Source organism: Heliomarina sp. (assembly GCF_052826185.1).
In genome coordinates, this window is the sequence record NZ_JBRBUI010000048.1 from 19,294 (window position 1) to 41,463 (window position 22,170).

Consider the following 22,170-nt stretch of genomic DNA (forward strand, 5'->3'; position numbering starts at 1 on the left):
TCTAGCCGCAAATCGCTTTTTCGCAAAGCGACCAATCCGGAGAATCCGCAAAGTTTCGCGCATGGCGGGTGCGAAAAGCCTGTTTGACATTTCACCACGATTGGGTCGAAATCGCTGCGAAATTGTAAAGGAAGTGCCTCGTGATTGATCTGGAAAAGGTTCGCGCCATCGATATCCACACCCATGCCGAGGAGCCATGCGGTTGCCATGCGGACGATGGGTACGATGACCTGCAAAGTGCGATGGCCAAGTACTTCGGCGCCCCGTGGGACCATCCGCCCACCATCGAGGAAACCGCCGCTCATTATCGTGAAAAGAATATCGCCGCTGTGATCTTCCCGGTCGATGCAGAACGCGAAACCGGCTACCGACGTTACAAGAACGAAGAAGTAGCCGAACTGGCGGCCCAGCATTCCGACATCCTGATCCCCTTTGCTTCGATTGACCCGCACAAGGGCAAGCTCGGCGCACGTGAGGCCCGTAACCTTGTCGAGAACTACGGCGTGCAGGGGTTCAAGCTGCATCCCACCATGCAGGGTTTCTATCCGAACGACCGCATGGCCTATACGCTGTACGAGGCGATTGCTGAAACCGGCAAACCCGCGCTTTTCCACACTGGGCAGACCGGCGTCGGTTCGGGCATGAAGGGCGGCAACGGCATGCGGCTCAAGTACTCCAACCCGATGTATATCGACGATGTGGCCGTGGATTTCCCGGACATGCCGATCATTCTCGCCCACCCGTCCTTCCCGTGGCAGGAAGAGGCGCTGGCCGTCGCCCAGCATAAACCGAACGTCTACATCGATCTGTCGGGGTGGTCGCCAAAGTACTTCCCGCCGATCCTGGTCCGCTATGCCAATACGCTCCTGAAGAAAAAGATGCTCTTCGGCTCCGACTGGCCGATGATCGCGCCCGAGAAATGGCTCGATGCCTTCGACAAGGCCGATTTCCGGGACGAGGTTCGCCCCGGTATCCTCAAAGACAACGCAGCGCGTCTGCTGGGTCTCAAGTAATCCACTGGTCAGGCGATGGGGATCAAAGGTTTCCCGTCGCTGCCGACCTGTTCGGTATCCAGCGGGGCAAAGCTTGACGCATCGGCCCGCTGCCAGCGGGTCAAGTACCCGTTGCCAAGACTTTCGCCCCGCAGCAGGAATCCTTCGGGCAAATAGGGATAGATCTGGTGACCCGTCACCATGTCCCGGTCCTTTTCACGCATCATCAGGTGGTAGGGCTGAAAGCCCCCTGGGTGGTCTAGTCCGGCAGCTCCCGTCAGCTCGCCCAGCGCGCGCAGGGTATTCTTGTGAAAACGGTAAACCCGCTCGGCCTTGGTGGGCACGTGTAGCGCCCGCTGACGCCGCTCATCCTGTGTTGCCACGCCCACCGGACAACGATTGGTATGGCAGGACTGGGCCTGAATGCATCCGACAGAGAACATGAAACCACGCGCCGAATTGGCCCAGTCCGCACCAAGCGCCAGCGCCTTGGCGATTTCGAATGCGCTGATCAGCTTGCCAGAGGCCCCGATCTTGAGCCGATGACGCAGCCCGGCGCCTCGCAAAGTATTGTGGGCGAACGTGAGGCCTTCGATCAACGGCATACCCATGTGGTTTGCGAATTCGACCGGCGCGGCCCCGGTGCCGCCCTCCTTGCCATCAATGACGATGAAATCCGGTACGATGTCGGTTTCCAGCATGGCCTTGACGATGCACATGAATTCCCGCCGGTGCCCGATGCACAGCTTAAAACCCACCGGCTTTCCGTCGCCATGCTCCCGCAGTGTGCCGATGAACTGCATCAGTTCGATTGGGGTCGAGAACTCGGGATGCGCCGAGGGCGAAACGCAATCCTGGTCCATCGGGATGTCACGGGCTTCTGCGATTTCCGCAGAAATCTTCGACGCGGGCAAGACGCCGCCATGCCCGGGTTTCGCACCTTGGCTCAGCTTCAGCTCGATCATCTTGACCTGCGGATTACGCGCCTGCTCGGCGTACTTCTCAACGTCGAACCGGCCTTCGGGCGTACGACACCCGAAATAGCCAGATCCAATCTCGTAGATCAGGTCGCCACCACCTGCCCTGTGATACTTGCTGATGCCGCCTTCCCCGGTGTCATGAGCGAACCCCCCTTTCGCCGCACCGGTGTTCAGCGCCTGGATCGCGTTGGCCGATAGCGCGCCAAAGCTCATCGCCGAGATGTTGTAGATCGATGCCTCATATGGCTTCTTGCATTGTTCTCCGCCGATCTTGACGCGAAAGTCATGACCCTCGAGGTGCTTGGGCACAACCGAATGCGTGATCCACTCGTAGCCGGAGTCATATACCCGCTGTCGCGTGCCAAAAGGTCGTTTGTCCTCGACGCCTTTCGAGCGCTGATAAACCAGCGAGCGCTGATCACGCGAAAACGGTTCTTCGTCCTGATCGCTCTCGATAAGGTACTGACGGATTTCGGGCCGGATTTCTTCGAATAGATAACGCAAATGCCCGATCACGGGGTAGTTGGCGAGAACCGCGTGACGCTTCTGGAAATAGTCGTAAACCCCCAGAAGAGCCGTAAGACCAAATACAACGGCGGGCAGCCAGAACCATGCGCTGCTCCCGATGGCAGCGATGCACAGAATGGCAATCACGGCCGAGCCGATGAATATCACGTATCTCATGTGGTCTCCTGCGGATGGCTGGCACTATCTTTATTTATCAGGTGTTTGCCTTCAACCACCTTCACATCAAACAGGAGTGACAAGAGCGCGCAATCGTTTTGATTGCGCGCCCTGCGTCAATTTCAGCCAAGCTGTCGCAGCAACTCCAGCGAAGGCTCTCCGGTTTCCGGGAGACCCCGGCTGCGCTGGTAGTCGCGAATGGCGGACTCGGTGTTGGGGCCGATGACACCATCGGCACCGCCGGTATCGAACCCACGAGCGGTCAGCCTTTGTTGCAGCGCCTTGCGATCATCGATCGTCATGCCGCGCGCATCCGGTCCGAACGAACCCTGTAGCGGCCCGCCGCCCGCGATTCGATCCGCCAGATGGCCAACCCCAATCGCGTAGCTGTCCGAGTTGTTATAGCGCTTGATGACATCGAAATTGCGGAACACGGCAAAGCGCGGCCCGCCGGGCTGCGGCTGCAGCACCCGCAGGGGTGTACCGCTGTTGGCTGCGGCAGAACCGACCTCACCACCCCAGGGCTGAGACCGGACCCAGCCAGACCGGCTGAGATAGGCCGCGGTGGAAGCCAGCGCATCCGCCGGGTCGTCCGACCAGATGTCACGACGGCCATCGCCGGTGAAATCGACAGCGTAGGCAAGGTAAGACGTCGGGATGAACTGCGTATGTCCCATCGCCCCGGCCCAGCTGCCCGTCATGCGAGAAGCCGGGATGTCGCCATTCTGCAAGATCTTCAGCGCGGCGATCAGCTGGCTTTCGAAAAATGCGCTTCGTCGGCCGTCATAGGCGAGTGTCGAAATGGCCGAGATCACCGGCACGTCACCACGTCTTTCACCGTAAAAGCTCTCAAGCCCCCAGACCGCCGTAACTATGTTCGCGGGCACGCCATAGCGCGCCTCGATGGCATTCAGCGTGCTGCGATGCCGTGACAACGCGGCCCGGCCTTTGGAGACCCTTTCGTCCGACGCGGCGATGGCAAGGTAATCCTCCAGCGTGCGGGTGAATTCGGTCTGGTTGCGGTCCCGCTCGATGACCATTGGCATGTACCCGGCCGAGCGGAAAGCCGCGTCGAGCGTGGTGCCGGAAATGCCCTGCGCCGCCGCGCGTTGCCGGAATGAAGCCACCCACGTGTCGTAACCCGAATTGTTTACGGTCTGATAATTTCGCCCTCCGGTCGGGGCACTGCTGCTGCCGGTGCGTTCAGTGCTGCACCCTGCGAGGGCCGCGCCGGCCAGCCCGGCGACCATGAACCTGCGTGTAATAACCATGCTACCTCTGCTTCTCGGCGGTATTTTCCGCTCTTGCAGCTCAACTCTAGTGGATTGTGGCGCCGGGGCAAGGAGAGGCAAAACCGCTGAGCCGAAGTCAGCTATTCGGGTTCATTGCCTTGACTGAGTTCGTTCAGCAGGTCGAGCAGCGCGTCATAGCGGTCCGGTCCCATGTCCTGACGTATTTCTTCCATCAGTTTCTGGCTGGTCTCGAGATGCGCTTCGATAAGCCGGGTGCCCTTGACCGATATCTTGACGATCTGACGACGCCGGTCGTTTTCGTCAGGCTTGCGCAGGATAAGGTGCTTTTCTTCAAGCTTCTGAAGGATGCGCGTCAGGCTCGGCAACAATAGACAGGCCTGTTCCGCGATATGTGTCGGTTCGAGCGCGCCTTTTTCGTCGAGAACGCGCAGGACGCGCCATTGCTGTTCGGTCAGCCCGACATCCGCGAGCATCGTACGGATCGGCGCCATCACCTTTTCCCGTGCCCGCAAGAGCGCGATAGGTAAAGAGCGTGAAGTGGAAAGGCTACGTTGCGACATATGTTACTGTCGCCGATTGGCCGGATTTTCGCAATCTTTCAAAATGATTGATAAAAAGAATTCTGGCCTAGGCAATTGGCGGCCGCAATTTTGAAACCGGTGCACCACCTGAGGTCGGAACTGCACGTAGTGGTTGTGCCTTAAGGGGCTTTGCCCCTCTTGGCCTCGCGGCCAATTCACCCCAGGATATTTTGGACCCAAAGAAGTTGTGACGGATCGTTTTTAGTCTGAAATGGTGCGGCGTGAAAAAGGAGTGCGTTTCGGTGGAATGGAAAGATTTTGGCGATTGGGGCGGACGGATATCCGAGTGGGCAGAGGATTATCACCTTAGCGTCGGGGACCGCCCGGTCCGGTCTCGTGTCAAACCGGGGGAAGTTCTTGCGTCATTGCCCGCGGTGCCGCCGGAGCAGTCCGAAGATATGGAGAAGATCTTCGAGGATTTTGAAACCATCGTGATGCCCGGCATCACCCATTGGCAACATCCGAGGTTTTTTGCCTATTTCAATTCCAATGCCGCGCCGGCATCCGTTCTGGCAGAATTCCTGACGGCAGCCCTCTCCCCCCAATGTATGCTATGGCAGACCTCTCCAGCGGCGACGGAGATGGAGACCTGCATGATGGGCTGGCTGCGCCAGTCTCTGGGGTTACCGGACGGGTTTTCAGGGGTGATACAGGACAGCGCGTCGTCGGCGACGCTGGCAGCGGTGCTGACCATGCGCGAGAGGGCGCTGGAGTGGACAGGCAATACGGTCGGGCTGGCGCGCAACCCGCAGCTGAGGGTCTATTGCTCTTCCGAGGTGCATACATCCGTTGATCGGGCGATCTGGGTGTCGGGCATCGGGTCGGATAACCTTGTCCGGGTGCCGATTTCGGGGGCATGGCGGGGCATGGACCCTGACAAGCTGGAGGCGCTGATCGAAGCGGATCTGGCGGCTGGTCACGTCCCGGCGGGCGTCATACTTTGTGTGGGCGGCACAGGGACCGGGGCCACCGACCCGATCGACGTCTGTATCGCGGTGGCCGAAAAATACGGGCTGTTCGTTCACGTGGATGCCGCGTGGTCGGGGTCTGCGATGATCTGCCCCGAGTATCGCCATTACTGGGAAGGTGTGGAGCGGGCCGACAGTATTGTTTTCAACCCGCACAAGTGGCTTGGGGTGCAGTTCGACTGTTCGGCGCATTTCCTGAAATCCCCGGATGATCTTGTGCGAACGCTTGCGATTCAGCCGGAATATCTCAAGACCCACGGCGCAGATGGCATCATAAATTATTCCGAGTGGTCAGTGCCTCTGGGCCGCCGGTTCCGGGCGCTGAAGATCTGGTTCGTGCTGCGGGCTTATGGCCTTGAAGGGCTGCGTGAACGGCTGCGAAACCACATCAACTGGAGCGGAGCGCTGCATGATCGGATTTCCTCCACGGAGGGGTTCGAGATCGTGACGCCGCCGATGTGGTCGCTGTTTACCTTCCGGTACTTGCGCGACGGGGTGGAACCGGACGTCCTGAACCAGCGGCTGATCAACGCGATCAATGACGATGGCCGGATCTATTTGACCCAGACGCGGGTCGACGGTGACCTTGTCATCCGATTTCAAGCCGGGCAGTTCGAGACCACCGAGGAGGATGTGAAGATGGCCTATGACGCGATCGTGGAACTGGCGGAGGCGCTTGAATGACACCGGATGAAATCGAAGACGCCGCCGATACACTTTTTGCCGCCGAGCATCTGAACAGTCAGACCGGGCTGCTGTCGCGGCGGTTTCCGGGCATGACGATGGATGACGCCTATGCGGTGCAGGCGAGGTTCGTGGCGAAGAAAATCGAAACCGGGCGCAAGAGGATCGGGTGGAAGATCGGTCTGACCAGCCGCGCTATGCAGGATGCGCTGAGTATCGATACGCCGGACAGCGGCGTTTTGCTGGACGATATGCTGTTCGAGGATGGTGCCACGGTGCCGGGCGGGCGGTTCATCCAGCCGAGGATCGAGGCCGAGATCGCCTTTGTGATGAAGGCGCCGCTGGCCGGGGAAAGCGCCACGCGGGAAGAGATGATCGCAGCGACCGATTATGTCGCGCCATCACTGGAAATCCTCGATACGCGGATCTTGCGTGCGGATCCTGAGACGGGAAAGGCGCGGGTTGTAACGGATACGATTTCCGACAATGCCGCCAATGCTGGGCTTGTTCTTGGGTCCGCGCGACATGGCGTAGATGCCCACGATCTGCGCTGGGTCGGCGCGATCGTCAGCCGCGACGGGGTCGTCGAGGAAACCGGTCTGGGGGCCGGTGTGCTGAACGATCCGATTACCTCGGTTCTATGGCTCGCGCGGCGGATGGCCGGTTACGGGCAGCAGATCGAAGCGGGGGATATCGTCTTGTCCGGGTCCTTCATCCGGCCGATAGAGGCAACGCCTGGTTCACATATTACGGCCGATTTCGGATCCTTCGGGTCTGTTTCGGTTTCATTCGACTGACAGAGGAAAAGAGATGCCCGCGCCCGAGAACAAATTCAAGAAACGCCTGCTTGCCGGTGAGGTCCAGATCGGATGCTGGCTGGCCACGGGGGACGACTACGTGGCCGAGGTCATGGGCACGGCGGGGTTCGACTGGCTCGTGGTCGATGGCGAGCACGCGCCTAATGATATCCGGTCGCTGCGTGCGCAACTGACGGCGCTTGCCGCGAGCGACTCGCATCCCGTCGTTCGGGTGCCGGTTGGCCATACGCGCATCATTAAGCAGGTGCTTGATATCGGGGCGCAAACGGTTCTGGTGCCGATGGTCGAAACCGCTGAACAGGCGGCGGAACTGGTGCGCGATTGCCGTTATGCCCCCGCCGGAAGGCGCGGTGTGGGAGCGGCCCTTGCCCGGGCCAGCGGATTTAACGCGATACCCGATTACGTCGGGACGGCGAATGACCAGATATGCCTTCTGGTGCAGGTCGAAAGCGTCTCGGGGATGCAGAATGTCGAAGAGATCGCCAGCATCGACGGCGTCGACGGGGTGTTCATCGGCCCTGCAGACCTTGCTACCGATATGGGGTTCACAGGCAATGCCGATGCGCCCGAAGTGCGCGAGGTCATTCGTGACGGGCTGGCAAAGATCGCGGCCGCTGGCAAAGCGCCCGGCATCCTCGCCATGAAGGATGAGGTCGCGCGCAGATATCTTGACGAAGGCGCGCGTTTCCTTGCGGTGGGGGCCGATATCATGCTGCTGGCTACGGCGGCGAGGGGCCTTTCGGCGAAATGGAAATCCTAAACCCGTGATTTCATGCGCGCCGCGGCCTGGGTGTATCCGCCCGCGGCGCCATCAACGAAATGGACATGGTCGCCCTTCATCGCAGAGGGTACGATACAGGTCATCATCGCCTCGTCCTGCTCGAACAGCCCAAAGTCGATGACATTGCGGTTTTGAGCGTCCACCAGCACTTCCTCAAGCCGGGCGAGCGTCGCGCTGTCACAATCCAACGTCATCTTGAGCCCGTCGTCGAACTTGCGGAAATCCGCGTTTCGTCCGACGCTTTGCCGGTATTCCGCTGGCTTGAAATCTCCGAGTTTGATGCCGGATTTCAGCACGACCCATGCGACAAAAGTTTCCACCAGCAGTTTGGCCTTGTGCCTCATATAGGATGCCTTACCGCGAAACGCCTGCACCTCGGTCTCCAGCCCGGCGGGGGGCCAGCTTACGCCAGCTCCGGCGATCGGTACCGGGTGACCGTCGCGCTCCAGCGTATGCGCAATGGCGATGATCGCATCCGCAACCCGGGCGAATTCGGAAGAACCCGCACCCTCGACCGGTTGGACAACGACCGAGACAATCCTGCCGTTACGCGCCCGCATCGGCGCCCATCGACAACTGAGCCCGGTCAGGTCGGGCTCGTTACCCGGTCCAGCAGGGGTAACGGCAAACTCGCCCGCTTTCATTTTCGCTTCGGCCCATGACACCCCGCCACCCGAGAACATGGCATAGTCCACTTCTTCCGAGACCTGATGCCGAGCAACCGATACATCGAAACCGGCGGTACGTATGGTTGAAACCGGGACCATCGCTGCCCTCAGATCAAAGCCAAATGCGTCACGTGCCCAAAGCTGGACGGAAGCAAGTGCCTCGGCGGCGGTTTCCGCGCGTTCAGGCGGAACAGCAAAGGCCGCGCCATCGCCGCCGAAGATATAGGGAAAAGCCTGACCGTCGCTGGTGTTGAGCTGAGCCGAGATGACTGCCGCGCCAACCATGTTCACGGACTTGTACTTGCCCTCGGCGATAGCCTTGGTCGACCCGACGATATCCGCCGTACCCAGAAGCCAGTCGTCTGGCAGACGGACATAGCTGGCGGGGTCCGTCAACGCCTGGAAGGAGGCAAGCCGGGGTACGGTGTCGTAAAAGGCGCGGGTATCTTTCATGCCGCCTTGTAGCACCGAGTATCTGCAATGGGGAAACACTTGCCAGCCAAATGAAGCGAATGTGTTCTTGCACCCGATTTTACCCCGTGTAACGTCGCCCGGTCAAAGGAGAGTAATACGAATGCAGACCGGCCTGATCATGCTGTGCCTTGCCTACCTGCTGAGCCAGTTCTTTCGGGCGTTTCTTGCGGTTCTCGCGACCTTCCTGGAGCGTGATCTTGGGGCGGGAGCAGATGATTTGGCTTTTGCATCAGGGCTTTGGTTCCTGTCGTTTGCGTTGATGCAATTGCCGCTGGGCTGGTTGCTGGATCGCAGCGGGCCCCGCCGAACGGCCTCGGCACTGCTACTTTTGGGCGGTGGTGGCGGGGCGGCCTTGTTCGCTCTGGCAACCACGCCTGCTCATGTCAGCGCGGCAATGTTCCTGATCGGCATCGGCTGCGCCCCGTGCTTGATGGCCTCATATTACATTTTTGCCCGCGAATACCCGCCCGCGAAATTCGCGACGCTCGGGTCGCTGATGCTGGGTGTGGGCTCGCTTGGCAATCTCATCGCCTCCTATCCCGTGGCGCTTGCGGCGGAAACCATCGGATGGCGCGCTAGTCTCTGGAGCGTTTCGGCGCTCTCCGTGCTTGTGGCGCTGGGCATTTTCCTCAAGGTCCGCGACCCTGCCCCAAGCGACAGCGAAGAGAAAGGCACGGTGCTCGATCTGCTCAAGATGCCAGTGATGTGGGCCATCCTTGCGCTGATGTTCGTGATGTACGCCCCGACCGGTGCGGTGCGGGGTCTTTGGATCGGTCCCTATCTCAGCGATGTCTTCGGCCTTGCGCCGTCGCAGATCGGAACGGCCTCGCTCATCATGGGGATATCGATGATTATCGGCACGCTGACTTTCGGGCCGCTCGACCGGATCTTCGGAACCCGCAAATGGGTCATCTTCGCAGGCAATTTCGGTAGCGCCCTGACCATGCTCGCGCTGGCCTTTTTCATTGGCACCAGTGCAACGCTCAGCATCGCCATCATGGCGACGGCGGGTTTCCTGGGCGGCACCTATGCGGTGATGATCGCCCATGGCCGCGCCTTTTGCCCACCGCATCTGGTGGGGCGAGGCGTGACCCTCGTCAATCTGGCCGGGATCGGTGGTGTCGGCGTGATGCAGTTCGTTTCGGGCCGAATACATGAAACGATGCAGGGAACAGCGACGGTCACCGCGCCCTACGCGACGATCTTTGCTTTCTTTGGCCTCGCCCTGCTGGCCGGGTCGCTGATTTTCCTCTTTGCGCGGGACAACGTGGACTGAGCTTTACCCCGCGCGACAGACCCTATATGAGACCGCTGCCGGTAAAACCCCGGCAGAGATTGGAGAACAATATGGGTTATCGCGTCGTTGTTGCGGGCGCCACGGGCAATGTGGGCCGCGAAATGCTTAACATCCTGGCCGAGCGCCAGTTTCCAGTGGATGAAATCGCCGTACTGGCGAGCCGTAAGTCCTTGGGAACAGAGGTGAGCTTTGGCGACAAGACACTGAAGACCCAGGATCTGGATACTTTCGATTTCACAGGCTGGGACATGGCGTTGTTTGCTATCGGTTCCGATGCGACCAAGACCTATGCGCCCAAAGCGGCCAAGGCCGGTTGTATCGTGATCGACAACTCGTCGCTCTACCGCTACGATTCGGAAGTGCCGTTGATCGTCCCCGAGGTGAACCCGGACGCGATCATGGGCTATTCCAAGAAGAACATCATCGCCAACCCGAACTGCTCTACCGCGCAGATGGTTGTCGCGCTTAAGCCGCTGCATGACCGCGCGCGGATCAAGCGTGTAGTGGTTTCGACCTACCAGTCGGTTTCCGGCGCGGGCAAGGCCGGCATCGATGAACTCTGGGACCAGACCAAATCGATCTACAACCCGGTTGATGACAAGCCGGCCACCAAGTTCACCAAGCAGATCGCTTTCAACGTGATTCCGCATATCGACGTCTTCATGGAAGACGGCTCGACCAAGGAAGAATGGAAAATGGTCGCCGAGACCAAGAAAATTGTCGATCCGTCGATCAAAGTCACCGCAACCTGTGTGCGGGTGCCGGTCTTTGTCGGCCATGCGGAAGCGATCAACATCGAGTTCGAGGACCATCTGGACGAGGACGAGGCCCGCGACATCCTGCGCGAAGCGCCTGGCATCATGGTGATCGACAAGCGCGAAGACGGTGGCTATGTGACCCCGGTCGAATGCGTCGGCGATTTCGCCACCTTCATCAGCCGTATCCGTCAGGATTCGACAATCGATAACGGCCTGAACCTCTGGTGCGTGTCCGACAACCTCCGCAAGGGTGCAGCGCTCAACGCGGTGCAGATCGCCGAGACACTCGGTACGCGTGTGTTGAAAAAGGGCTAAACCGTTAGCCTGTTCTTAACGGTCGATACGCATACCATGCGCGACATTTAACGTCGCGCATGGGAGCATTCATGGAAGAATTGCATTTCAACTGTCCTGCTTACCTGTCTCAACGGTTCTGGCTTTTATGCTCCGAACGCAAAGAGACGCCGGGCTCTGTCCTTCGCTCCTTCATGTACGAAGAGATCGCAAGGTCCGACGCAAGTTTCATCTATGATCTTAAGGAAGTGACCGGCATGGACGAATGGGCGGTCAGACAGGGCTTAACTCCCGGCAAGAAATAACCCTCGCCGGGCAGGTTTTCCTTATCAGACGGGTACGAAATTCCCGGTCGCAGGTTCGTAATTCGACAACCCGCCTTCACCGATTTCTGTCCAGAGGCCATGAAGGCTCAGGCTGCCTTCTTCCACCGCCGATTGGATAAAGGGAAAGGTCATCAGGTTTTCCAGTGAGGTGACGACGGCATGCTGTTCCAGTTGCCGCGCCTGTTCCTTGGGGTCTTCAACCTTTTCGACAAGATTGTACTTCGGACGCAGCAGATCCATCCAGCGCCCGACAAAGCTCTCTTTGCTTTCAAGCTCAGGGGCCTGACCGTTGCACATGTCGATGCAGCCCTGCACGCCACCGCATTGCGAATGGCCCAGCACGACCAGGTGAGAAACCTTGAGCACGGTCACCGCGTACTCGATCGTCGCCGAGGTACCGTGCTGGAACCCGTCGGGTTCATAGGGGGGCACAAGGTTCGCGATATTGCGGTGGATAAAGAACTCACCCTGATCGGCACCAAAGATGGAGGTCACATGCACCCGGCTGTCGCAGCATGAAATGACCATCGCGCGTGGCCGCTGGCCTTCGGTTGCGAGACGACGATACCAGCCCTTGTTCTCGGCATATGTGGTTGCTTTCCAGCCATGGTAGCGCTGGACGAGATAGGCGGGCAGGGGCTTGGCATGTTTCACGGAAGAATCCCACTTTCCTACAGGTTTACCCTCCAGATACAGGGCATTGGCGTAAAATTTAAGAGACTAAGTGGCGAATATTCAACCTTATGCAAACTCCGATGGTCCAAAACTGCCCGACGGTTGGGACGAAACAGGTACTTGGGGTGATATTGGTGAGTGATGTTTGTGAATTAATTCAATTTGAAAAAGTGAGGCTGGATCCGGATCGATTAAAGACGCTCTATCATCAGATGGGTGAATCCGGCGCAGAAGAGGTCGTGTGCCGCGCGATCGAGGAACTGGCCGTCCGGCTGAGCCACTGCGAAAGGTTATGGCACAAGCGCGATATCGAAGGGTTGCGCAAAAGTGCTCGTTCGCTTGTCGCGATTTCAGAGCAGATCGGCATGACAATGCTGGCACGTGTGGCGGGCGACGTCACCAGATCCATCGATCAATGTGATCTCGCGGCAATCGGCGCGACGCTATATCGGCTTCTCCGGATTGGCGAACGGTCGCTTGTCGCAGTCTGGGATCTTCAGGATCTTTCCCTCTGAACAGGACTTGCAGCGCGGGCTGGGGCGATTAGGCTGCGCGCAAGAACTGTTCAAGGAAAATGTTTAGAATGCCCCTGAGTTTCGCCGAGCCGGTAGAATCCGCTATCCCTCTTCACATCGTCGAAGGAAATACCATTGACGCATGGCTATCCGACAAACCGGCAGATGTTGCGGAATGGGTGCGTCTCAACGGGTTCGAAGGTGGCATCGGGCAGGTACTGATCGTGCCATCGGGGCCCGACCGTCCGGTTTCCGCGCTCGTCGGCTATGGTACTGCCACCAAACGCAAAAGGGGCAGGTACGCGCTTGCATCCGCCGCCGCGAAATTGCCCGAGGGCGTGTATCGCATCGCATCGGGCGCCCCGGTAACGGGTCTTGAGACCGAATGCCTTGGCTGGCTGCTCAGCGCCTATCGTTTTGATCGTTATCGCAAAAAGCCGTCGAAGCCTGCCCGGCTGATCGCGCCCGAAGGTATCGACGCGAAGCGGGTTGAAATTATCGCGGCAGGCGAAGTTCTGCTGCGTGACCTGATCAATACGCCAACGTCTGACATGGGTCCCGACAAACTTGAAGAGTCGGCATCTGCGCTCGCTTCGATGCACGGCGCACAGTTTTCCTCGATCGTCGGTGACGATTTGATCGATCATAATTTTCCGATGATTCACGCCGTTGGTCGCGCATCCGAAACGCCGCCTCGGCTGGTCGAATTCAACTGGGGCACCACGGGGCCCAAACTGACGCTGGTCGGCAAAGGCGTCTGTTTCGACACGGGCGGGCTGGACATCAAGCCGCCGTCGAACATGCTGTTGATGAAAAAGGACATGGGCGGCGCGGCCAACGTGCTGGGCCTTGCACATATGATCATGGCGCTGAACCTGCCGGTGCAGCTTCGGGTGTTGATCCCGGCCGTGGAAAATTCGATTGCGGGCAATGCCTTCCGGCCCAGTGATATCCTGATGTCGCGCAAGGGGTTGACGGTGGAGGTGAACAATACCGATGCCGAAGGCCGGCTTGTTCTGGCCGATGCGCTGGCGTTCGCGGAAGAGGGCGGGCCGGATCTGGTGATCTCGATGGCGACGCTGACAGGGGCCGCGCGGGTGGCGGTGGGTCCTGATATTGCACCGTTTTTCACCGATGACAGCGATGCAGCGACGGCGCTATCGCGGGCTGCCAGCAGCGTGGATGACCCGGTCTGGCAATTGCCCTTCCATGAACCCTATGAGGAGATGATCGAACCTGCCTATGCCGATCTCGACAACGCGCCGTCGGGCGGTTTTGCCGGAGCGACGACCGCCGCGCTCTTTCTGCGGCGCTTTGCGGGAGAGGTCCGTTACATGCATTTCGACATCTATGGCTGGTCGCCGACGGATCGGCCCGGTCGCTCCAAGGGTGGCACCGGTCAGGGCATCCGCGCGCTTCTCGAAGCAATGCCAGAGCTGCTGAAGCTGTGAGCGACCGGCGCAGTCACTTTGCCAACGCGCGCGTCGCCCATATCAGCCTGCGCGGGTATGTCGAGGCTGAGCGATTTATGGATGGCACCTGGATGCGGGTGACCCAACCGGTTGCCGATCTGCTCGCCGCGCCGGGCAGCGCTGGGCCAGACCGGCAAGTGATCTGGGGGGAGCCATTCCATGTGCTGGAAATCCATGAGGGTCTGGCCTTTGGTCGCTGCGGTCTGAACGGCCATGTGGGTTATCTCTCCGAGCAGGCACTTGGCGAAGCGGACACACCCACTCACCGCGTCAAGGTACGGCAAACGCTCGGCTTTTCCCGTCCCGACTTCAAGGACCCGCAGCCGGTTGGCCTTAGCATCGGAAGTCGTTTGAGCGTGACCGGCGAGACTGGCCGGTTTCTGGAAACCACAGACGGGATGTTCATTCCAAGGGTGCATCTCGCACCGCTGGAAACGCCCGAAAGCGATCCGGTTGCCGTGGCAGAAAGGTTGGTGGGGACGCCCTACCTGTGGGGCGGAAACAGCCATCTGGGGCTCGATTGCTCGGGTCTCGTGCAGGTTGGGATGCAGGCTTGCGACCATGCCTGTCCCGGCGACAGCGACCAGCAGCTGGCGCAGCTTGGGCCGTTATTGCCAGAAGGGACGGAGGCTTGCCGAGGTGATCTCATTTTCTGGAAAGGGCATGTGGCCTGGGTTGCGGGGCCAGACATGTTGCTGCATGCGAATGCCTATCACATGGCGGTGGCATACGAACCGCTGAAAGAGGCAACCACCCGGATCATCGATCAGGGCGACGGGCCGGTGATCGGGCATATCCGGCCTCTAGAATAGGGCAAAAACGCGATGCACAGGTCGTACACCCCCTGTACACCCCCTGTGCATCGCAATGGCACTATTTGACGGCGCGGATCAGTTTCTTTTCCAGTACGCGCAGCACGGATTTCAGATCGGCCCCGCGTTTGAGGATCTGGCCGTCCATCCCCACGACCGCGTACATGCCCTGTCGGTTGCGCAGCTTGGGATGCTTTTCGATCCGGTAGAGCGGATTTTCCGCCGTTCGCCGGAAGACCGAGAAAATTGCCGAGTCGCGCAGCGAGGAAATACCGTAATCCCGCCATTCGCCCGCGGCCACCATACGTCCGTAAACTGAAAGAATGGTCTGCAACTCGCGCCGGTCAAAGGACACCTGTCCAGGGATACCGGTGAACGAGCTGGGAGGATGAATTGTCATGTATCGAGATTTGCGCCAAACGGCTGACAAATCAAGCCTCTTGCAGCCCGCCAAATCGTCGCGCCAGCCGCGCATCGGCAGGCGGCATCGGCGCGAGATCGCCATCGGCGCTGTCGAGCCAGGTTTCGGCGGCGGGGGCAAGCCTGCGATAGGCTTCGGCAACGGCGAGGCGCGGGTTCTTCAGCGGCGCGTCTGCAGGCATCAGTTCCGGGGCGATGTCACCATAGCGAAGGGTGATCCGGCGCCAGCGGTGGATCAGCAATAGACGTGAGGCGGCAGCGTCGAGATCGCTTTCCAGCCGTGCGGATTCCAGCGCTTCGAGGTCATCGCGCAATCCCTCCAGCGCAAGGCGATGCCCTTCACCGAGGAGCGTGGCGCGGTAGCTTTCACTGATCGTTTCGATCGACCCGATCAGGCGCAGGTCTGCGGTAGGGATGTCCGCGCCCGCCGGGCTAAGTTCGATCTGTTGGGCGCCATCCGCAGCGATGTTCAGCGTCATTGCCCATCGGGATACGGGCACGGTCTGCGGCGCGGCATAGATCTGCGTTGTCGCGGGGGCGAAGCGATCAAGCCCCTGCTCGCTGAGCCGATAGAGGCTGAGCCGTCCGGAACGGGTGCTGGTCACCCAACCGTCGCGGTTCAGGCGTGACAGGGCGGTGCGAAGGGTGCCCTGTTCGATCCCGACCCGATTGAGCAATGCCCCAAGCCGAGCGGTCGAGATCTCGCCGCCCCGGTCCTGCACAAGATCCCCGAAAGCGGTGATCACGAGCGACCAGACCCGCAGGCGGCCCTGGTTGTGCAAGGCATTGATCAAAGGGGAAATAGGGTCGCTCATAGGCGACTGTCATAGGGTTAGGCTAAGTTTCGCACAAGGGTGAGGCGGCGGGCAAAGGGTGTAGCGTTGCCCGCCGAACATTGCCTATTCGGGACGGTCATAGCTGACCATCGTCAACAGTTCGTATTCCGCGACCTGTTCGTCGTCCTGATTGGTCAGCGTCGCATTCCACGCGACTTCGCCATAGGTGTCGGTGCGTTGCGTCTTGCGCTTGCAGGTGAGGCGCACCTTGATGCTGTCGCCGGGGCTGACCGGTTTCTGGAAGGACAGGCTGTTCAGGCCGGTATTGGCCAGAACCGGACCGGGATCGGGTTGCACGAAAAGCCCAGCGGCAAAGGACAAGAGCAGGTAGCCGTGGGCGACCCGGCCCGGGAAGAAGGGGTTCGCCTTGGCGGCTTCCTCGTCCATATGCGCGTAGAAGGTATCGCCGGTGAAATGAGCAAAGTGCTCAATATCGTCGAGCGTGACGGTGCGCGATTCGGTGTGCAGCGTCTCGCCGATCCGGATTTCGCGGAAGGTGCGCTGGAAGGGATGGTCGGGCCCTTCGATTTCGGGCGCGCCGGGAATCCACTGGCCGGTGATGGCCGAGATAACATCGGGGCCACCCTGAATCGCTGTGCGCTGCATGTAATGCATGACGCCACGAATGCCGCCCAGTTCTTCGCCCCCGCCCGCGCGACCGGGGCCGCCATGGACCATGTGCGGCATGGGGGAGCCATGGCCGGTCGCGGCCTTGGTGCTGTTGCGGCCTGTGATGTAAAGGCGCCCGTGCCAAGCGGCGCTGTCGAGCACGACCTGCCGCGCGACCTCGGGATCGCCGGTCACCAGCGAGGCCACGAGCGAGCCGCCGCCCCGGTTGGCAAGCTGCGCTGCGTGGGCCAGATCGCGATAGGGCATCAGGGTCGAAACCGGGCCAAATGCCTCGAGTTCGTGGACCGCTTGGGCCGCGTCCGGGTCATCGCATTGCAGCAAGGTCGGCGCGAGAAAAGCGCCATCGGGTCCGGCACCGACCAGATCGAGCGTTTCCGGGTCGCCGGTCAGGCGGATGGTTTCACCGGAAAGGGCGCGAAGCTTGCCGAGTACGTCCTCTTTCTGGGCAGCAGAGGCGAGGGCCCCCATGCGGACCGAGTCGTCTGCCGGGTCACCGATGATGGTTTTCGACAGCCGTTCCATCAGCGCCTCGCTGACGTCTTTCATCGCGGAATCGGGGACAATGATACGGCGGATGGCGGTGCATTTCTGACCCGCCTTGGTGGTGATCTCGTTCGCGGTCTCCTTGATGAAGGCGTCGAATTCCGGGGTGCCGACGGTTGCGTCGGGGCCAAGGATCGTCGCGTTCAGGCTGTCCTGTTCGGAATGGAACCGCACCGAATTGCGCATCAGCGCGGGGTTGGCGCGCAGGTGCAGGGCGGTATCCGCTGAGCCGGTAAAGCTGACCACATCCTGCGGGGTCAGCCGGTCGAGCATATCGCCGGTGCCGCCGATCACGAGCTGGACCGCGCCTTCGGGGAGCAAGCCCGACTCGATGATCATGCGAAAGCAGGCCTCGGTCAGGTAGCAGGTCTGGGTGGCGGGTTTGACGATGGCGGGCATCCCGGCCAGCAGAGTCGGCGCGAGCTTTTCCAGCATCCCCCATACCGGGAAGTTGAAAGCGTTGATATGGACCGCAACCCCTTGCATGGGCACGCAGATATGCTGACCGAGGAAAGAGCCGTCGCGCGACAGAGCTTCGGGTGCGCCGTCGACATAGACGTGGCCGTCGGGCATTTCGCGGCGGCCTTTGCCTGCGATCACCATCATCGTGCCGATACCGCCTTCGATATCGACACCGCCGTCGCGGCGGGTCGCGCCGGTCAGCGGGTTCAGGGCGTAGAGTTCTTCCTTGCGCTCGGCGATGTACTGGCCGACCGCCTTGATCATCTTGGCGCGTTCATGGAACGTCATCGCGCGCAGGGCCGGGCCGCCGGTCAGCCGCGCCCAGTCGAGCATGGCCTGCACATCTAGTCCCGCGCCGCCTGCCTGCGCGATCAGCTTGCCATCGACGGGACCGTGAACGGCGCGCGCCTTGTCATCCGGCGCGATCCATTTGCCCGCCGCAAAACTTTCGGGTTTCAGCATGGTCTCTCTCCCCTTGTGGTTGGGGGCACCATGACCGAGGCGCAGGGCGAAATCAACACTATTGACCGCATGGTCGGTTTTGTGCAGGGTGCAGCCCGAGGAGCAAGAGGGGAGACAGCGATGACGCCGCAGGAGAGGGCAGAGCGCAGCGCCGAGGCGATGTGGGCCACGGATTCGGCCTCGAAATGGCTGGGCCTGTCGCTGGATGCCATCGGGCCGGGCACCGCGACAATGTCGCTTACCGTGCAGGAGCATCACCTGAACGGCCATCGTATCTGCCATGGCGGCTATATCTTTACCCTTGCCGACAGCACATTCGCCTTTGCCTGCAACAGTTACAATCAGGTGACGGTGGCGCAGGAAAATTCGATCACCTTCATCTCGCCCGGCCAGCCGGGAGAGCGATTGACGGCGCGGGCCGTCGAGTCGGCAAAATCCGGCAGATCGGGCGTTTACGATATCACCGTGACAGGCGAAGATGGGCGCAAGGTGGCCCTGTTCCGGGGCCTCTCACGTACCATCAAAGGTCAGAATTTCGAGGAGACATCATGACTGTAGCTTATATTTGCGACGGGTTGCGTACCCCCATCGGGCGTTACGGCGGCGCGCTTTCGTCGGTTCGCCCCGATGACATGCTGGCCCATGTGATCAAGGAGGTCATGGCGCGCAACCCGGGGCTGGAAGTCGATGAGGTTCTCGCCGGCTGCGCCAACCAGGCGGGTGAAGACAACCGTAACGTCGCGCGTATGGCGGTTCTGCTGGCGGGCCTGCCCGACACCGTGCCGGGGGCGACGATCAACCGTCTCTGCGGTTCGGGCCTTGATGCTGTCGGTTCCGCCGCGCGTGCCGTGCGCACCGGTGAGGCCGAGGTGGTCATCGCCTGTGGCGTCGAAAGCATGAGCCGCGCGCCGCTGGTCATGCCCAAGGCAGACAGCGCCTTTTCGCGCAAGGCGGAGATCTACGACACAACCATCGGCTGGCGTTTCGTGAACAAGGAAATGCACAAGCATTTCGGCACCGATTCCATGCCGGAAACCGGTGAAAACGTCGCGGCCGACTTCCAGATCAGCCGCGAGGATCAGGACAAGTTCGCCCTGCGCTCGCAGGAGAACGCCGCCAAGGCGATTGCCTCGGGCCGCATGGCGCAAGAGATCACCCCGGTGTCGATCCGCCAGCGCAAGGGCGACCCGATCATCGTCGATACCGATGAACACCCCCGCGCCACCACGCTGGAAAAGCTGGGCAAACTGCCGACCCCGTTCCGCGAGAACGGCACCGTGACGGCGGGCAATGCATCCGGCGTGAACGATGGCGCGGCGGCGGTGATCATCGCCTCGGAAGCGGCGGTCGAGAAATACGGCCTGACCCCGCGTGCCCGCGTCGCAGGTATGGCAACGGCTGGCGTGCCGCCCCGGATCATGGGCATGGGCCCGGCCCCGGCGACGGAAAAGCTGATGGCGATGCACGGGTTGTCGATTGGCGATATCGACCTGATCGAACTGAACGAAGCCTTTGCGGCACAGGGGCTTGCGGTGATGCGCCAGCTTGGTCTGGCCGATGATGCCGAACACGTGAACCCCAATGGCGGAGCCATCGCGCTGGGCCACCCGCTTGGCATGTCTGGCACCCGTCTGGCGCTGACCGCCTCGCAGCAGATGATCAATGAAGGGCTCGACCGCGCGATCTGCACCATGTGTATCGGCGTGGGGCAGGGTATCGCGGTGATGCTGGAGAAAGTGTGATGAAAGACCTGACGCCTCGTAAACAAGACCTGAACCCCATCGAGATTGCCAGCCGCGACGAGATCGCCGCGCTGCAGCTTGAACGGATGAAATGGTCGCTGGCACATGCCTATGGAAACGTGCCCTTTTACAAGGCGTCATTCGACAAGGCGGGAGTACATCCCGATGACCTTCAGAGCCTCGCCGATCTGGCGAAGTTCCCTTTCACGGTCAAACAGGATCTGCGCGACAATTACCCGTTTGGCATGTTCGCCATCCCGCGCGAACAGGTCAAACGCATCCACGCCTCGTCGGGAACAACAGGGCAGCCCACGGTTGTGGGCTACTCTGAAAACGATCTGAAGAACTGGGGCGAGGTCGTGGGCCGGTCCTTGCGCGCCTCCGGTCTTTGCCCCGGTGACATCCTGCACAACGCCTATGGCTACGGGCTGTTCACAGGCGGTCTGGGCATTCACCTCGGCGCGGATTCGCTGGGGCTGACGACGGTGCCTGTCTCGGGCGGGATGACCCAGCGACAGGTGCGGCTGATCGAAGATTTCAAACCCAAGGGGATCACGGTGACACCGTCCTACGCGCTGTCGATCCTCGACGAATACGCGGCGCAGGGACTTGACCCGCGCGACAGCTCGCTTGAGGTCGGCATCTTCGGTGCCGAACCCTGGACCAACGCGATGCGGCTGGAAATCGAAGCCGCCTTCGACATGCACGCGGTCGATATCTACGGATTGTCCGAGGTGATGGGGCCGGGCGTGGCCAACGAATGCGTGGAAACCAAGGACGGGCTGCATATCTGGGAGGATCATTTCTATCCCGAGATCATCGACCCGACGACCGGCGAGGTGGTGGCCGAGGGCGAACAGGGCGAGCTTGTCTTTACCTCGCTGACGAAAGAAGCCTTTCCGATCATTCGTTACCGCACCCGCGATCTGACCCGCCTGCTGCCGGGCACCGCGCGGTCGATGCGGCGGATGGAGAAGATCACCGGGCGCAGCGACGATATGATCATCCTGCGCGGCGTGAACGTGTTCCCGACCCAGATCGAGGAACAGCTGATGGCCGTGAAAGGTCTGGCCCCGCATTTCCAGATCGAGCTGAGCAAGCCCGACCGGATGGACCAGTTGACCGTGCTCTGCGAAGCCGCGCAGGACAGCGCCGGGGAGGATGCGCGCAAGGCGGCGGCCGGGGATCTCGCCCATAAGATCAAGGCAACCGTCGGGATCAGCGTGAAAGTGCTGATCGCCGATCCCGGCGGGGTCGAGCGCAGCCAGGGCAAGGCGGTGCGGATCATCGATAACCGCCCCAAGAGCTGATGCCCCGGGGCGTTGCACGCGATCACGACGAGAAACGTGCCGCCCTGCGCAAGGGGGCGGCGCGCTATTTCGCGCGCCAGGGTTATGACCGCGCCTCGATGACTGGTGCCGCCCGTGAATGCGGGGTCTCCAAGGCGCTGATCTATCACTATTACGACCGCAAGGAGGCGCTGCTCTTCGACATTCTCGAGGCGCACCTGACCGAACTGGTCGAGATGGTGGAAGAGGCGAAAGACGATGGCCTGCCGGGACTGATCCGTGCGATCCTGATGGCCTATGCCGATGCGGACGCGGAGCACAAATTGCAGATCGACGCGTTGGAAACCCTGCCACCAGAAATGCAGTCTCCCCTGATCGCGCTGCAGCGCCGTCTCGTGGTAATCTTTTCCGACGCGATTCGCGCAGAGCGCCCCGACCTGCAGGCAGACAGGCTCCGCGCGCTCACCATGACGGTTTTCGGTATCCTGAACTGGTTCTACATGTGGCACAGACCTGACAAGGGCCTGACCAGGGAAGATTATGCCGAATTGATCGCCAAGTTCGTCGACGCGGGCCTGTCTGGCCTCTCTGATTGAGGCACCTTCGGTGCCGTTTCCTTCTACTCGTCATCCGCCTTCGGCTGCTTCCTCGGAGGTGCCTCCGGCGGGGATATTTTGAGACCCAAAGAAGGGGTTTGTGCTTCTTTGGGTCTTAATAATCCCGGGGGTGAATTGCCCGTAGGGCAAGAGGGGGC

Annotated in this window: 22 protein-coding genes; 14 read left to right on the forward strand and 8 right to left on the reverse strand. The window is 60.7% G+C overall.

Annotation, left to right across the window (positions count from 1 at the left end):
- The first annotated feature begins 140 nt into the window (after nt 1–140).
- Nucleotides 141–1,013, forward strand: coding sequence for an amidohydrolase family protein (locus ACU0FH_RS16000; protein WP_446195652.1), 873 nt, complete (start codon nt 141–143; stop codon nt 1,011–1,013).
- An 8-nt stretch (nt 1,014–1,021) separates the two neighbouring features.
- Here ACU0FH_RS16000 and ACU0FH_RS16005 read toward each other — a convergent pair whose 3' ends face one another.
- The 3 genes from ACU0FH_RS16005 to hpaR form a co-directional block, all read right to left on the reverse strand.
- Nucleotides 1,022–2,656, reverse strand: a complete 1,635-nt coding sequence (locus ACU0FH_RS16005; RefSeq protein WP_446195653.1) for an FMN-binding glutamate synthase family protein — start codon at nt 2,654–2,656, stop codon at nt 1,022–1,024.
- A 122-nt stretch (nt 2,657–2,778) separates the two neighbouring features.
- Nucleotides 2,779–3,927, reverse strand: a complete 1,149-nt coding sequence (locus ACU0FH_RS16010) for a lytic murein transglycosylase (protein ID WP_446195654.1) — start codon at nt 3,925–3,927, stop codon at nt 2,779–2,781.
- Between the two features lie 101 nt (nt 3,928–4,028).
- A complete protein-coding gene (gene hpaR, locus ACU0FH_RS16015) occupies nt 4,029–4,469 on the reverse strand; it encodes a homoprotocatechuate degradation operon regulator HpaR (RefSeq protein WP_238372884.1) in 441 nt (146 codons plus the stop codon).
- Between the two features lie 263 nt (nt 4,470–4,732).
- On the opposite strand from hpaR, the gene ACU0FH_RS16020 reads away from it, so the two are divergent.
- The 3 genes from ACU0FH_RS16020 to ACU0FH_RS16030 are packed head-to-tail and all read left to right on the forward strand — an operon-like array spanning nt 4,733 to nt 7,720.
- Complete coding sequence (locus tag ACU0FH_RS16020; RefSeq protein WP_446195656.1) at nt 4,733–6,142, forward strand: pyridoxal phosphate-dependent decarboxylase family protein; 1,410 nt, start codon at nt 4,733–4,735, stop codon at nt 6,140–6,142.
- Nucleotides 6,139–6,939, forward strand: coding sequence for a 2-oxo-hept-4-ene-1,7-dioate hydratase (gene hpaH / locus ACU0FH_RS16025; protein ID WP_446195657.1), 801 nt, complete (start codon nt 6,139–6,141; stop codon nt 6,937–6,939). Before ACU0FH_RS16020 ends, hpaH begins: the two co-directional genes overlap by 4 nt.
- Nucleotides 6,940–6,952: 13 nt before the next feature.
- On the forward strand, nt 6,953–7,720 hold the full coding sequence (locus ACU0FH_RS16030; RefSeq protein WP_446195659.1) for an aldolase/citrate lyase family protein: 768 nt from the start codon (nt 6,953–6,955) through the stop codon (nt 7,718–7,720).
- Here ACU0FH_RS16030 and ACU0FH_RS16035 read toward each other — a convergent pair.
- Nucleotides 7,717–8,862, reverse strand: a complete 1,146-nt coding sequence (locus ACU0FH_RS16035) for a DUF3095 domain-containing protein (protein WP_446195660.1) — start codon at nt 8,860–8,862, stop codon at nt 7,717–7,719. The two genes, ACU0FH_RS16030 and ACU0FH_RS16035, sit on opposite strands and share 4 nt — an antisense overlap.
- A gap of 121 nt (nt 8,863–8,983) precedes the next feature.
- On the opposite strand from ACU0FH_RS16035, the gene ACU0FH_RS16040 reads away from it, so the two are divergent.
- The 3 genes from ACU0FH_RS16040 to ACU0FH_RS16050 all read left to right on the forward strand — a co-directional run bounded on the left by ACU0FH_RS16040 (nt 8,984) and on the right by ACU0FH_RS16050 (nt 11,537).
- Complete coding sequence (locus tag ACU0FH_RS16040) at nt 8,984–10,159, forward strand: MFS transporter (protein ID WP_446195661.1); 1,176 nt, start codon at nt 8,984–8,986, stop codon at nt 10,157–10,159.
- 71 nt (nt 10,160–10,230) lie between these two features.
- A complete protein-coding gene (locus ACU0FH_RS16045; RefSeq protein ID WP_238372890.1) occupies nt 10,231–11,253 on the forward strand; it encodes an aspartate-semialdehyde dehydrogenase in 1,023 nt (340 codons plus the stop codon).
- Nucleotides 11,254–11,324: 71 nt separating this feature from the next.
- Nucleotides 11,325–11,537, forward strand: a complete 213-nt coding sequence (locus ACU0FH_RS16050) for a hypothetical protein (protein WP_238372891.1) — start codon at nt 11,325–11,327, stop codon at nt 11,535–11,537.
- A gap of 24 nt (nt 11,538–11,561) precedes the next feature.
- Here ACU0FH_RS16050 and ACU0FH_RS16055 read toward each other — a convergent pair whose 3' ends face one another.
- Nucleotides 11,562–12,212, reverse strand: coding sequence for a carbonic anhydrase (locus ACU0FH_RS16055; protein ID WP_238372892.1), 651 nt, complete (start codon nt 12,210–12,212; stop codon nt 11,562–11,564).
- Nucleotides 12,213–12,358: 146 nt separating this feature from the next.
- Between ACU0FH_RS16055 and ACU0FH_RS16060 the strand changes: the two genes are divergently transcribed.
- From ACU0FH_RS16060 to ACU0FH_RS16070, 3 genes are all read left to right on the forward strand, one after another.
- On the forward strand, nt 12,359–12,748 hold the full coding sequence (locus ACU0FH_RS16060; protein ID WP_446195662.1) for a hypothetical protein: 390 nt from the start codon (nt 12,359–12,361) through the stop codon (nt 12,746–12,748).
- Nucleotides 12,749–12,816: 68 nt separating this feature from the next.
- The gene (locus ACU0FH_RS16065) at nt 12,817–14,199 is read left to right on the forward strand and encodes a leucyl aminopeptidase family protein (RefSeq protein WP_446195663.1); all 1,383 of its coding nucleotides are present in this window, start codon (nt 12,817–12,819) and stop codon (nt 14,197–14,199) included.
- Nucleotides 14,196–15,032: a C40 family peptidase gene (locus tag ACU0FH_RS16070; protein WP_446195664.1), complete on the forward strand. Its 837-nt coding sequence runs from the start codon at nt 14,196–14,198 to the stop codon at nt 15,030–15,032. The genes ACU0FH_RS16065 and ACU0FH_RS16070 overlap by 4 nt, the downstream gene beginning before the upstream one ends.
- 61 nt (nt 15,033–15,093) lie before the next feature.
- On the opposite strand, the gene ACU0FH_RS16075 is transcribed toward ACU0FH_RS16070, so the two are convergent.
- From ACU0FH_RS16075 to paaZ, 3 genes are all read right to left on the reverse strand, one after another.
- Nucleotides 15,094–15,432: a DUF2794 domain-containing protein gene (locus ACU0FH_RS16075; protein WP_446195665.1), complete on the reverse strand. Its 339-nt coding sequence runs from the start codon at nt 15,430–15,432 to the stop codon at nt 15,094–15,096.
- A gap of 31 nt (nt 15,433–15,463) precedes the next feature.
- On the reverse strand, nt 15,464–16,267 hold the full coding sequence (locus ACU0FH_RS16080) for a PaaX family transcriptional regulator C-terminal domain-containing protein (protein ID WP_446195666.1): 804 nt from the start codon (nt 16,265–16,267) through the stop codon (nt 15,464–15,466).
- Nucleotides 16,268–16,351: 84 nt separating this feature from the next.
- Nucleotides 16,352–18,385, reverse strand: coding sequence for a phenylacetic acid degradation bifunctional protein PaaZ (gene paaZ / locus ACU0FH_RS16085; protein WP_446195667.1), 2,034 nt, complete (start codon nt 18,383–18,385; stop codon nt 16,352–16,354).
- 120 nt (nt 18,386–18,505) lie between these two features.
- On the opposite strand from paaZ, the gene paaI reads away from it, so the two are divergent.
- From paaI to ACU0FH_RS16105, 4 genes are read left to right on the forward strand one after another with little or no spacing between them, the layout of a single operon-like run.
- Entirely contained in the window at nt 18,506–18,937 is a 432-nt protein-coding gene (gene paaI / locus ACU0FH_RS16090; RefSeq protein WP_446195725.1) for a hydroxyphenylacetyl-CoA thioesterase PaaI, read from the forward strand.
- On the forward strand, nt 18,934–20,127 hold the full coding sequence (gene pcaF, locus ACU0FH_RS16095; RefSeq protein ID WP_446195668.1) for a 3-oxoadipyl-CoA thiolase: 1,194 nt from the start codon (nt 18,934–18,936) through the stop codon (nt 20,125–20,127). Before paaI ends, pcaF begins: the two co-directional genes overlap by 4 nt.
- Complete coding sequence (gene paaK, locus ACU0FH_RS16100) at nt 20,127–21,437, forward strand: phenylacetate--CoA ligase PaaK (RefSeq protein WP_446195669.1); 1,311 nt, start codon at nt 20,127–20,129, stop codon at nt 21,435–21,437. Before pcaF ends, paaK begins: the two co-directional genes overlap by 1 nt.
- Nucleotides 21,437–22,012 carry a TetR/AcrR family transcriptional regulator gene (locus ACU0FH_RS16105; protein WP_446195670.1) on the forward strand — a complete coding sequence of 192 codons (576 nt, stop codon included), beginning with the start codon at nt 21,437–21,439 and terminating at the stop codon, nt 22,010–22,012. The genes paaK and ACU0FH_RS16105 overlap by 1 nt, the downstream gene beginning before the upstream one ends.
- The last annotated feature ends 158 nt before the right edge of the window (nt 22,013–22,170 follow it).